The organism is Rhizobium sp. LjRoot258 (assembly GCF_964254185.1).
GTDB lineage: Bacteria > Pseudomonadota > Alphaproteobacteria > Rhizobiales > Rhizobiaceae > Rhizobium.
In genome coordinates this window covers 2,945,360-2,957,500 of sequence record NZ_CAXUST020000001.1, presented here as the reverse complement: position 1 = coordinate 2,957,500, position 12,141 = coordinate 2,945,360, and the positions used below count along the sequence as shown (strand labels likewise).

The window sequence follows — 12,141 nt, the reverse complement described above, 5'->3', positions numbered from 1 at the left end:
TGCGAGAGCTAACTGATGAGCATTGGCAATGAGAACGATTAAGTGTCGTAAGGGCATTTGGTGGATGCCTTGGCATGCACAGGCGATGAAGGACGTGATACGCTGCGAAAAGCCGTGGGGAGCTGCGAATAAGCTTTGATCCATGGATCTCCGAATGGGGCAACCCACCTTAAATACCTAGAAAATCTGTTTTGTTGGCTGCAACCTTGCGAGGGATTTCTTTCGTAGGGCGGTAGCCCGTCGCCGGTTATCCGGCGCGCTGTCCGCAGGCCTTTGGCCGAGAGGACAAAACAGGTTTCTAGGTATTGTGATAAGGTATCTGCACCTGAATAAAATAGGGTGTAAGAAGCGAACGCAGGGAACTGAAACATCTAAGTACCTGCAGGAAAGGACATCAACCGAGACTCCGCAAGTAGTGGCGAGCGAACGCGGACCAGGCCAGTGGCAATTGTTGTTAAAGCGGAACGATCTGGAAAGTTCGGCCGTAGCGGGTGACAGCCCCGTACGCGTAGATACAGCGATTGTCCTAGAGTAGGGCGGGACACGAGAAATCCTGTCTGAACATGGGGAGACCACTCTCCAAGCCTAAGTACTCGTGCATGACCGATAGCGAACAAGTACCGTGAGGGAAAGGTGAAAAGCACCCCGACAAGGGGAGTGAAATAGAACCTGAAACCGGATGCCTACAAACAGTCGGAGCCCGCAAGGGTGACGGCGTACCTTTTGTATAATGGGTCAACGACTTAGTGTAACAAGCAAGCTTAAGCCGGTAGGTGTAGGCGAAGCGAAAGCGAGTCTGAATAGGGCGATTTAGTTTGTTGCATTAGACCCGAAACCGAGTGATCTAGCCATGAGCAGGTTGAAGGTTGGGTAACACCAACTGGAGGACCGAACCCGCATCTGTTGCAATAGATTGGGATGACTTGTGGCTAGGGGTGAAAGGCCAATCAAACTCGGAAATAGCTGGTTCTCCGCGAAATCTATTTAGGTAGAGCGTCGACCGAATACCCCCGGGGGTAGAGCACTGGATGGGCTATGGGGACTCACCGTCTTACTGATCCTAACCAAACTCCGAATACCGGGGAGTACTAGTCGGCAGACACACGGCGGGTGCTAACGTCCGTCGTGAAAAGGGCAACAACCCTAACCTCCAGCTAAGGTCCCCAAGTCATGGCTAAGTGGGAAAGGATGTGAGGATCCCAAAACAACCAGGATGTTGGCTTAGAAGCAGCCATCATTTAAAGAAAGCGTAACAGCTCACTGGTCTAAATAAGGGTCTTTGCGCCGAAAATGTAACGGGGCTGAAGCCATGCACCGAAGCTGAGGATGTGTAGCAATACACGTGGTAGCGGAGCGTTCCGTAAGCCTGTGAAGGGATACCTGTGAGGGGTCCTGGAGGTATCGGAAGTGCGAATGTTGACATGAGTAACGATAAAGAGGGTGAGAGACCCTCTCGCCGAAAGACCAAGGGTTCCTGCTTAAAGTTAATCTGAGCAGGGTTAGCCGGCCCCTAAGGCGAGGCAGAAATGCGTAGTCGATGGGAACCACGTTAATATTCGTGGGCCTGGTGGTAGTGACGGATTGCTCAACTTGTTCAGACTTATTGGATTGTCTGGGCAGGGACGCGGTTCCAGGAAATAGCTCCACCGTATAGACCGTACCCGAAACCGACACAGGTGGTCAGGTAGAGTATACCAAGGCGCTTGAGAGAACTATGTTGAAGGAACTCGGCAAATTGCACGCGTAACTTCGGAAGAAGCGTGACCCCATGCTACGCAAGTATTGTGGGGTGGCACAGACCAGGGGGTAGCGACTGTTTATCAAAAACACAGGGCTCTGCGAAGTCGCAAGACGACGTATAGGGTCTGACGCCTGCCCGGTGCTGGAAGGTTAAGAGGAGAGGTGCAAGCTTTGAATCGAAGCCCCAGTAAACGGCGGCCGTAACTATAACGGTCCTAAGGTAGCGAAATTCCTTGTCGGGTAAGTTCCGACCTGCACGAATGGCGTAACGACTTCCCCGCTGTCTCCAACATAGACTCAGTGAAATTGAATTCCCCGTGAAGATGCGGGGTTCCTGCGGTCAGACGGAAAGACCCCGTGCACCTTTACTATAGCTTTACACTGGCATTCGTGTCGGCATGTGTAGGATAGGTGGTAGGCTTTGAAGCGGGGACGCCAGTTTCCGTGGAGCCATCCTTGAAATACCACCCTTATCGTCATGGATGTCTAACCGCGGTCCGTTATCCGGATCCGGGACAGTGTATGGTGGGTAGTTTGACTGGGGCGGTCGCCTCCGAAAGAGTAACGGAGGCGCGCGATGGTGGGCTCAGACCGGTCGGAAATCGGTCGTCGAGTGCAATGGCATAAGCCCGCCTGACTGCGAGACTGACAAGTCGAGCAGAGACGAAAGTCGGTCATAGTGATCCGGTGGTCCCGCGTGGAAGGGCCATCGCTCAACGGATAAAAGGTACGCCGGGGATAACAGGCTGATGACCCCCAAGAGTCCATATCGACGGGGTTGTTTGGCACCTCGATGTCGGCTCATCGCATCCTGGGGCTGGAGCAGGTCCCAAGGGTTTGGCTGTTCGCCAATTAAAGCGGTACGTGAGCTGGGTTCAGAACGTCGTGAGACAGTTCGGTCCCTATCTGCCGTGGGTGTAGGAATATTGACAGGATCTGTCCCTAGTACGAGAGGACCGGGATGGACATATCTCTGGTGGACCTGTTGTCCTGCCAAGGGCATAGCAGGGTAGCTACATATGGAATGGATAACCGCTGAAGGCATCTAAGCGGGAAACCAACCTGAAAACGAGTATTCCCTATCAGAGCCGTGGAAGACGACCACGTTGATAGGCCGGGTGTGGAAGCGCAGCAATGTGTGAAGCTTACCGGTACTAATAGCTCGATTGGCTTGATCGTTCTCATTGATCAATGCTCATGTCCGACACTTCAGTGTCGGGAGATGACGCCAAGACGTGTTCCCCCGGCGAAGGCAAAGCCTTCGTCCGGTAAAAACGAGACGGAAACGTCTCACCAGCTTCTCAAATGTTGCGCTTCGCTGACCTGGTGGTCATGGCGGGGCGGCTGCACCCGTTCCCATTCCGAACACGGCCGTGAAACGCCCCAGCGCCTATGGTACTTCGTCTTAAGACGCGGGAGAGTCGGTCGCTGCCAGGTCTGCAAAACGCAACAAACAATCTTCTCATCACGACCAACGGCCCAAGCCGAAAACAAAGGGCCGCCCAACGCGGTCCTTTCTGCTTTGAAGGACACAACGCAGAGCGTATACTTCCGGGGACAACGTCCCCTTGGCGCGGGGTGGAGCAGCCCGGTAGCTCGTCAGGCTCATAACCTGAAGGCCGCAGGTTCAAATCCTGCCCCCGCAACCAAAACTTTCCGACAGAGACCAGAGCGATATCGCTGGCGCGAAGACTTCATCTTCGCTGGCGATGGTAGCTCCTCGTCCTGCGGACCATAACCTGAAGGCCGCAGGTTCAAATCCTGCCCCCGCAACCAAAACTTTCCGACAGAGACCAGAGCGATATCGCTGGCGCGAAGACTTCATCTTCGCTGGCGATGGTAGCTCCTCGTCCTGCGGACCATAACCTGAAGGCCGCAGGTTCAAATCCTGCCCCCGCAACCAAAATCTACAAGTGACATCACCAACAAAGCCCTCCCTCGTCGGAGGGCTTTCTTGCGTTCTACGCCCGCCACACGCACTCCTGTAAGCATTCATCCAGTGAACCATCCCGTGCACTTGGGATGGTGTGATAGATTGCGCTCGGGGTAGGAAATCGGGAAATCGCCTCTCAAGGATAGGCATGAGGAGCGCTGAAGCGCTGATCCAATCAACCTTCACCGCTCCCGGACGGCCGTCGGCGGCGACGAGGATATCGGCATTGCGGCAGACCGCCGGCAGGTCCTTCGTGCGCGAAGGCGCCGTCGTCACCGGCACATTGGCGGCAAGCAGCAGCGCGGACATCGGCTTGCCGAAGAGGTTGGAGCGGCCGATGACCACGACGTTGAGGCCGCCGACTGCGCATGCGTGATGCGAGCCACGGCGTGCTCGATGATCGGACCTTCGTCGAGGTCTTCCGTGACACAGTGCGCCATCGCGCCGATCACTTTCACGCCGTGTTCGAAGGCTTGCTTATGGGGGTTCGCACCTTTGAAGGACGGCAGGAACGGGTGGTGGATGTTGATAATCTGATAATCTTGCCCGACATCTTCTTGCAGACGGCATCCGAGAGAACCTGCATGTAGCGGGCGAGGACGATGAGGTCGGTACCGGACTGCTCGACCACCTCCATCAGGCGGCCTTCGGGCCGCAGGAATGCGCGAATTACTTCGCTGCTGCAGGACATGCAGGACATGACCCCGATTAAGGTGGATGCGCTCTAGGCGCAGCATTGGATGTATGGCGGAGGCGCTCGATTGAAAAGTTGCTGCTCGCCAGAGCTTGCCTCCATCGTCGCAATTTGATACGAATCCTCGGACAATACAACGTTTATTCCGAGCTGTTGTATCAATGCGCGAATCTATCTCCCAGCGCCAACTCGCCCACGCCCTGCTGACGGCGCGTGGGATCGCGCGTCTTGTAGAGCTGCGCGACGCCGGCGTAACGGCCGCCACGATGAGCCGCATGGAGCGGGATGGGGAGGTGCTCCGGCTTGCACGGGGCCTCTACCAACTCTCCGACGCGCCGCTCGACGCCAATCATAGCCTGGCTGAGGCCGCCAAGCGCGTACCCAAGGGCGTTGTCTGCCTTGTGTCGGCGCTTGCGTTCCACGACCTGACCGACCAAATTCCGAAACAGGTGTGGCTGGCGATAGGTCGGAAGGACTGGGCTCCGAAACCCGACAGTACGCCTATGCGCATCGTGCGTTTCACCGAAAGACTGCTCAATGAGAGCGTGGAGACCCATGTCGTCGAGGGCGTGCCTGTAAAGGTCTTTGGGATCGTCAAAACAATCGCGGACTGTTTCCGATATCGCAACAAGATCGGCCTGTCGGTGGCGATCGAAGGCCTCCAGCAAGCGCTTCGCCAGCGTAAGGCGACGGCAGGCGAAATTGCCAGACAGGCCGAGCGTGGCGGTGTTTCCACGGTAATCCGGCCGTATCTCGAGGCGCTGACTGCCAATGGCTAAAGAGATCAAGAACATCGGTGCCTCGGTGCGTGCGCCTGCTGCAAATCGCCAAAGCAAGTAGCCAGAGCTTCGACTTGATTCTGACCCGCTTCGCCCTCGAGCGGTTGCTGTTTAGGCTCAGCCAGTCACCCCACGCCGACCGCTTCGTGCTGAAGGGCGCGATGCTGATGATGAGCTGGTTCGATGATCCGCATCGCGGCACGCGCGATCTTGATCTGCTGGGCTTCGGCGATCCGAGCGCTGAGCCGATGCTGGCGACGTTTCGTGAGATCCTGGCGCAGGACGCCGGTGACGGTGTGGAATTCGACGCTGATGCACTTCGCGTCGACCGCATTCGCGACGAACTGGAGTATGGAGGGCTCAGGCTGAGGACGACGGCCTCGATCAGCGGCGTCCGGATCAGTCTGACGATCGACATCGGCTTTGGCGATGCATTGGAGCCGGGTGCCGAAGAACTGGACTATCCCTCCATGCTCGACTTCCCAATACCCCGACTGCGGGGCTATGCGCGGGAAACCGTCATTGCCGAGAAGTTTCAGGCGATGGTGGCGCTGGGGCGTGCGAATAGCCGGATGAAAGATTTCTACGACATCTGGATTCTCAGGTCGTTCGATTTCAGCAACGACAGGTTGGTGCGGGCAATTACCGCCACTTTCGAACGGCGTGGGACGCCGATCCCAACAGTCCTACCGGATGCTTTAACGGAAGCATTTGCCCAGGATCAGCAAAAGCAACGGCAATGGCGAGCGTTTGTTGAAGACGTTGCCCATAATCCGGGTGAATTGATGGATGTCATCACGGATATCGCCGCATTCCTGATGCCTCACGCCGTTGTAGCCGCGAGTCGGGGCAAATGAGCGGCTTGGTCTCCACCGTCGCATATATCGCGCCATGGAGAGCAATCGGCGAGGATGACTGTCGAGAGGGATTCGAACTGGGCTTACGTCGACAGCCTAAGCCGCTAGTCTTGGGACAGGTGTTTCAACCAAACGCAGGAATCGTTGGTTGCGAGCCCCCGCAACCACTGAAACTTGCAAATTCTCCCACTCGGGATATTTGCCCTTAAGCTCCTCCGCGTAAGCGTCGAGGAGCTTTTTTTGTTTCTGCTCCGTGTCGAGTTCGCCGGCTTCCAACTTGTCGATGAAATCCGCATGCACTTCGGCGACGAAGCGGGTTGATTTCGCAATAGAGTTTCTGTCTAGTTATAAGAATAGTAAGTATATTTCAAATATTGAAGTATATTTGTTGGATAAGTTGTTTGGGTGGATGGTATGCGCATATTTTCCGACGAGAACCTTGAGGTGATACATCGTCCAGGATCATCTCCATATCTTCTGGTCACCTTTAATGAGATGGAAATGAAGGCGAACGGGAGCCGGTTCTGGGCGCAGCGATTCTGCGAGAAAGCCGACATTTCGGCGCTGGGCTTCATCAGTCGACGGCCGAACTGGTTTCCGGCGGCGAGCGTCGTCAAGGCAGTCGAAGCGGCCGCGCCCATTCTTCGTGCGGCACCGGAGCGAATACTTTACGGGCACTCGCAGGGCGGTTACGCGGCGTTGCGCTACCGCGGGCGCTTCAACGCCTCCGTTGCCATCGCCTTTTGCCCGCAAGTTTCGATAGATCCGAAGGTCGCTCCCTTCGACGGGCGGTTCGCACGGCATTTCTCGCCCGACCTGCACGCCAATATGGGGATCGCGCCGGATCACGCGGCTGGGCGCGCCTATCTCTTCTTCGATCCGTTCCACGCCGTTGACCACCGGCACGCCGCGCGGATCGCGACGCTGCAGGAGAGGACGCACCTCGTGCCGGTCCACATGACCGGCCATGGCACCGTTCGGGCTTTCGCCGGGACCGAGCGCGCGCTGTCGTTGATCGAGGCCTGCCGCGGAGACGATCTTCGGGGGCTACGCGCTCTGGCCCGATCTGCCCGCGTCGTGGCGCCGATGCGACCCTATCAGATCGCTGTGACGGCGATAGCCCGCCATCCTGCCTGGGCCGACCGATTTCATGCGCGCTTCGGTTCGTCGTTTTCTCCGGTCGAGCGAGCAAACTTCCTCTATCTTCGGGCCAACCGCCATATTCGCGACGGTGAGCTCGCGACGGCGCGGACCATGCTTGTGGACGCCATGACGTGTCAGCCGGAAAATGCGGGCTTCGCCGGCCGGCTAGCGGAACTGGACGGCCGTATTGCACGCAGCCGCAGGGCGGATGGCACCGCGCTTTCGTGATCGAAATGTTGCCAAGCCTACAAGACAAGATGGCCTTCGCGGTGGGTGAAGCCCATCGCCGATCCACCCGCGGGCTGGCCTTCTGGCCAATGCGGGTCTCCCGAAAGAGGGCACTGGTTTTTAGAACTACGAGCAAAACAAGTGCAAAGACCGGAAGCAGATCCCGTGTTCCGCCTCACGCGACGTGCTTCGGATGCGCTGTTCAGGTGACCGAGGGCCACCTAGCGGCGAGGGGTTCGATCTCCATGCTGACGGAGGAACCGACGTCGGCGCGGGTACGCGCCAAGTGCGAGTTGGCAGACACAAAGCCTGCGGCGACTTGCAATCGAAAGTGCCGCCGCGGAACTCGAACCGCCTGATCATGTGCTCGCCCACAAGAGCGATGATGGCGTCGCAAGCTAAATCTCGCCGCCGGAGTCGGTTGCGTCGATCGTCTCTCAGGATGAGCGTGGTCAAAGCGCGTGCGAGAGAAGCGCAGGATTTTCCGCCATGGCGGCATCGCGTTTCTGCCGCAGCAGCGTGCGGTAGAGCTTGAAGTGGTCGCGCGCGCAACCGAGGTGGTCGGCGGGTTGTCGCATGGACGCGCGGAGCCGATCCCAGGTTTGGTTATCGCCCAATACTTCAACGATGCGGTCCGCGAGATCCTGGCTGCTTCCTGCGCGGAAGTGCAGGCCGTCCTGCCCATTCCGCACCTTCTCGGCCATCCCGCCGATGTCGGAGCAGATCATCGGCCTGCGATGTAGCAGGGCCTCCTGGATCACAACGGGCGAATTTTCCCACCAGACGGACGGTAGAACCACCCAGTCGACCGAACGCATCAGGCGCGGCACGTCCGCGTTCTGGTAAGCGCCATAGAATCGGACGCGCTGGCCGGCGTCTGCAATAAGCTTCTTCATCCGTTCCTGGAATTCGACCGGCTGTCGCTCGAGGTTGCCGCCGAAGATCATCAGGCAGGAGTCGTCGCCCCATATGTCCTTCGGGATGCGCAAAATAGCGTCAATCAGGACGTCGACACCCTTGAATGGGGTCATCTGGCCGAAATAGGCAAAGCGGTTGCGACGCGGCTTGAGACCTTGCAGCTCGCGCGCGGGGGCACCCGCTTCCAAAGCGATCCCGTTTTCGATCACGCAGAGCTTGTCCTTATCAATGCCCCATTTGATGTAGCGCTCTGCCAGAAACCGGCTGGGCGAAACGAAGGCGTCAGCAAGGCCAAGCATCCCGCGTGCAAACAACTCCCGCTTCAAGAAATGCGAGACAGGGATGTCGGGAAAACAGCCGTGGCAGGCGATGGGGGAGGCCGTTTCGCAGAGCTGGCCGGAAGGTCGTTTCACCATTTGCCCGTGATTGTGGCAGATCGAAAGGTATTCGTGGAACGTGACCAGTATGGCCGCGTGAGGAAATGCCTCTCTAAGGGCATAGAGCGCTTCGAGACCGATACCGAGAACATGATGGAAATGCACGACATGGGGCCTGAGATCCCGCGCGAAGCGCAACAGGTCCCGACTGATCGCCTGCGTATCGCCATTGGACAACAAGAAGTGGTCGTAGTCGTCCGTGTGAAATAGCAACTCATCTTCGGCAAGGCGATAGCTCATCAGCGCGGACGCGGCATGCCGGGGTACCGGGTGGCCGACCCGGGCCAGGTAAACCGACCTAACGTCCGGCAATGCGTTTAGGCCACGATGCAGGTTGTGCGAAGCGATTTCTGCCCCGCCGAGCGACACTGTCGGGTGAGCATGCGAGACGACAAGGACACGAAGCTGCTCGTTCATGCGGGCCTCTTTTCTGGGTGTTTTTCACCTACGAGGACAGGCGACCATTGGCTCTTGAAGATCTTTCGATCGATCTCTTCCACCAGAGCCGCCATTGCCGGACTGTTCCAGTCGCATGCGTCGTCGCAGCCCCATATCTGCACCGATGGCAGCAAATAGGAGTTGATGCCGGACCGGCTGAGACGGAGACCGAGATCCAGGCCTTTTTCCTGCGCGCCCAGATAGCCGCCGGAAAAGCCGCCCAAGCGCGACAGGGCGTCGCGGGGCATGACGCAGCATTCGAGCGAGGCCGCCGCGATGCGGGTCAGTTTCATTTCGGTAACTGCGTTGAGCGGATATCCGGCATAGCGACCCACAACTGGCTGATCGCCGTTGTCAACATCGATCCAGTTTCCCGCCCAGCGAACGGAATGGTCCTCGTAAGCCAGTACAGGCGAGATGATGCTTCCTTTCACGGTCCCAGCCGTGGCCAAGAGCTTGCCGTACCAGCCTGTCCCGCGCGGGACCAGTGAGGCGGAGAGCGACACGACCGTTTCACAGGAGAGTGCCTGCGTGCCCGCTTCAAGCATGTCGTAGAAGTCGCCTGCGCCCTTGACCGATACGAACCTGGCCGAAAGGCGATAGAACCGTACGAGTTCTTTGAGGCGGGCGGCTTGTCTGCGAAAGCGATCGGCAGGCATGGCGATCACGATCGGCGCGCGTCGGGTCTCCGGATCTAGCGCGAGCAAGGCCAGCAGCGGGGCGATGTTCTCCTCTCCCTCCCCAGCGCCGATGACGATCGGCGGGCTGCTCTCCTGATCGAAGGCGCCAGCGTCCAGGACTGCGTCGGTGACCGGCGTCGACCGTCCGGATTCGCTGAGGAACGGTACAATTTGTGTGTCGACGATCGCCGGCAACGCACAGTTCGTTGGATCGATGGAACCGATCTGGCGCAAGGCCGCCAGGCGCGCCGAAACCCGCGTTGGTTTGACCGGCAAAAACGCACGACGCGAATCGCGTAGCGTCAGTTCGAAGTAGAGAGGCGCACCATGATCTTCACTCGGCAAATGGGCGTGGGCGATGAACCCATGGGCACGCTGTTCACCTCGAATGCTCGGCGCGAAGTGCTGCTGGTCATTGAAACTGTCGGTGACATCGGGGCGATCGATGCGCGTCCAGCGTTCGTCGAGGCAAGCCGCGCCGTCACCTCTACGAAGTCTTACCGCCGTGACGTGGGCGTCGGGATCATAAAGCCAACCGGAGGCGAGGAGTTTTCCTCCATCGGCCTCAAACATATTGTCTATTCCCATCCGGACGGGAAACGGCAGGCTGGAGACGGTTTCTTTGCCATCAAAGCTGTTAGCGGCCGCTCGCAGGGATAGGAGCATGTCTGGCGCACCATGTGCGCGCGGCAGGATTGACCTGACGTGTTCGGGCGTTTCCAGCGGGCCGAGGATGCGCTTTCGGGGGTGGACTGGGGCATACCTCCAGCCGGCGCGCCCCCGAAAGACCAGACCTTCGATGTCGCGCGCGCGGACATCCTTGGTTGCCGCGAGAAGACCAACAAAACCCGGGGCGCCATCGGGCGCATCCGGGCGGGAAAAGACGGCGATGCCGCACTCCGAGGCCACCGGTGTCGCGTTGCCAACCACCGACACCCGGCAAGGACCGGGCGCCATGCCGCGGCTCCAGCCCTGCAGGAACGTCGCGCCTTCATGGCTTTCACCAATCAACTCGATGAAACCATCGTTTGCGTGGGCTGCCTGCAGAAGCGCGGTGACGGTCAGAAGTCCACGGCGGTTAAGGTTGCCGGCCATCATAACGTCCACAAGCCGGTCAATGACGGCGGCTGACTGAGGTCCCGCGGTTTCGGCCACGATCGCGGCTGCTTCCTCCGCGGAGGCAAGTCGGGGCGCAAAGATATAGCGTACGCTCGTTTCCTCCTCGCCGAACCGTATCGCAGTCATGGCGCGGTCCGTGCCCTCGGTCGGCAGGAGCGCCGCGAAGCCGTGCTTGGCCCTTGGGGAAGGAGCGGCCAGTCGCCATTCCGAGACAAACGCGCTTCGCGTGCCCGTTTGATCACCGTCGACGCCGACTATCACTTCGCCGGCCACCACTTCGCCTGCCAGGACACGACCGAGACCGACAATCAGCAAGGTGGTCTCGTTTACGGGGCAGCCGATAACCCTTCCAGGGCGCATCGCCCTGTTGGCCCCATGCTTAACGGCCGTGGGGTTCCTAACCGCGGGGGACTGTTCTGTAACCAGCACGCCTCAACCTCCCCGTGTCAGATCCTGGCAATGAGCGCAAGGCCAGCGCCAGCGGCAAATCCCACAAGAGCGAACAGCAGCAGCAGCAAGGGTTTCAACTCGCCGTTCTTACGCTTCTGCAACGCAGTCAGGTTCTTCTCCATTCCCGCCACCACCCCATCCAGCCGCATCAGATGGACATCGAGATCGTTCAGCCGCTGGCCGATATCCACCCAGAGCCTTTCGACGGCGTTTCTGACGTCGGTCAGGCCAGTCCCGGTCTTGTCGGCATCGATTTCCGGTGTGCGCTGCAGCGAGCGCTGTGAGACCTGCAGCTGCCGCTGCGACGCCATCAGTACGTCGAGCTTGTCGAGCACCTTCGCCAGCGGCGCGGCGATCAGAGCTTCGGCCGCCTGCTCGTCCGGCTGCGGAACGCGCAGGGGCTGCTCGGAACCGCTTCCATTTCGCGCCACGACCACGAGATCGTTCGCGCGCGACTGGACAGGATCGGGCAATGCTATTTCAAATGCGTGATTACCGTCGCCGATACCGTTGCGCCGCAGGTCGGGACGATTGCGATCGGCAACCGTTTCGGCAATCACCGTTCCATCGAGCAGGACTCGGATGGTCAGTCGTTGGTCCGGCGAAACCGGGTCGAACGCCCAGCCGAAGATCCGGCCCATGTCGATGGCATCCACCCGGCCGTTCATCGGCTTGGCGTTGTCCTGTTCGGATGCGGCATCCGGTCGTTCAGCGGGACTTGCCAT

General features: G+C 58.9%; 5 protein-coding genes, 1 tRNA gene, 2 rRNA genes and 3 pseudogenes. 6 read left to right on the top strand and 5 right to left on the bottom strand.

Annotation, left to right across the window (positions count from 1 at the left end; translation table 11 throughout):
* Positions 1-36 precede the first annotated feature (36 nt).
* From ACSQ9D_RS14560 to ACSQ9D_RS14550, 3 genes are all read left to right on the top strand, one after another.
* Positions 37-2,919, top strand: a 23S ribosomal RNA gene (locus tag ACSQ9D_RS14560).
* Positions 2,920-3,062: 143 nt separating this feature from the next.
* Positions 3,063-3,177: ribosomal RNA gene (rrf, locus tag ACSQ9D_RS14555) — 5S ribosomal RNA — on the top strand.
* A gap of 135 nt (positions 3,178-3,312) precedes the next feature.
* Positions 3,313-3,389: transfer RNA gene (locus tag ACSQ9D_RS14550), tRNA-Met, on the top strand.
* A 407-nt stretch (positions 3,390-3,796) separates the two neighbouring features.
* Here ACSQ9D_RS14550 and ACSQ9D_RS14545 read toward each other — a convergent pair.
* Together ACSQ9D_RS14545 and ACSQ9D_RS14540 are read right to left on the bottom strand one after the other, a co-directional pair.
* A pseudogene (locus ACSQ9D_RS14545) lies at positions 3,797-4,036 on the bottom strand (bifunctional methylenetetrahydrofolate dehydrogenase/methenyltetrahydrofolate cyclohydrolase); the annotation flags it as partial.
* Positions 3,946-4,322 (bottom strand): annotated as a pseudogene (locus tag ACSQ9D_RS14540) (formyltransferase family protein); the annotation flags it as partial. The pseudogenes ACSQ9D_RS14540 and ACSQ9D_RS14545, both read right to left, overlap by 91 nt.
* 206 nt (positions 4,323-4,528) lie before the next feature.
* Here ACSQ9D_RS14540 and ACSQ9D_RS14535 point away from each other — a divergent pair.
* From ACSQ9D_RS14535 to ACSQ9D_RS14525, 3 genes and pseudogenes are all read left to right on the top strand, one after another.
* Positions 4,529-5,146, top strand: coding sequence for a type IV toxin-antitoxin system AbiEi family antitoxin domain-containing protein (locus ACSQ9D_RS14535; RefSeq protein ID WP_436282810.1), 618 nt, complete (start codon positions 4,529-4,531; stop codon positions 5,144-5,146).
* Positions 5,139-6,003: pseudogene (locus ACSQ9D_RS14530) on the top strand (nucleotidyl transferase AbiEii/AbiGii toxin family protein). The gene ACSQ9D_RS14535 and the pseudogene ACSQ9D_RS14530 overlap by 8 nt, the downstream one beginning before the upstream one ends.
* 414 nt (positions 6,004-6,417) lie before the next feature.
* Entirely contained in the window at positions 6,418-7,374 is a 957-nt protein-coding gene (locus tag ACSQ9D_RS14525) for a hypothetical protein (RefSeq protein ID WP_436282809.1), read from the top strand.
* A gap of 452 nt (positions 7,375-7,826) precedes the next feature.
* Here ACSQ9D_RS14525 and ACSQ9D_RS14520 read toward each other — a convergent pair whose 3' ends face one another.
* From ACSQ9D_RS14520 to ACSQ9D_RS14510, 3 genes are all read right to left on the bottom strand, one after another.
* A complete protein-coding gene (locus ACSQ9D_RS14520) occupies positions 7,827-9,146 on the bottom strand; it encodes a glycosyltransferase family 4 protein (protein ID WP_436282808.1) in 1,320 nt (439 codons plus the stop codon).
* A complete protein-coding gene (locus tag ACSQ9D_RS14515; RefSeq protein ID WP_436283839.1) occupies positions 9,143-11,326 on the bottom strand; it encodes a glycosyltransferase family 2 protein in 2,184 nt (727 codons plus the stop codon). The genes ACSQ9D_RS14520 and ACSQ9D_RS14515 overlap by 4 nt, the downstream gene beginning before the upstream one ends.
* Positions 11,327-11,412: 86 nt before the next feature.
* Complete coding sequence (locus ACSQ9D_RS14510; RefSeq protein WP_436282807.1) at positions 11,413-12,141, bottom strand: hypothetical protein; 729 nt, start codon at positions 12,139-12,141, stop codon at positions 11,413-11,415.

What these genes read in the sequence shown, in the direction of transcription:
- ACSQ9D_RS14515 (WP_436283839.1), bottom strand. Translation starts at nt 11,326, where the DNA reads ATGCGCCCTGGAAGGGTTATCGGCTGCCCCGTAAACGAGACCACCTTG.
- ACSQ9D_RS14535 (WP_436282810.1), top strand. Translation starts at nt 4,529, where the DNA reads ATGCGCGAATCTATCTCCCAGCGCCAACTCGCCCACGCCCTGCTGACG.
- ACSQ9D_RS14520 (WP_436282808.1), bottom strand. Translation starts at nt 9,146, where the DNA reads ATGAACGAGCAGCTTCGTGTCCTTGTCGTCTCGCATGCTCACCCGACA.
- ACSQ9D_RS14510 (WP_436282807.1), bottom strand. Translation starts at nt 12,141, where the DNA reads ATGGCAAGTCCCGCTGAACGACCGGATGCCGCATCCGAACAGGACAAC.
- ACSQ9D_RS14525 (WP_436282809.1), top strand. Translation starts at nt 6,418, where the DNA reads ATGCGCATATTTTCCGACGAGAACCTTGAGGTGATACATCGTCCAGGA.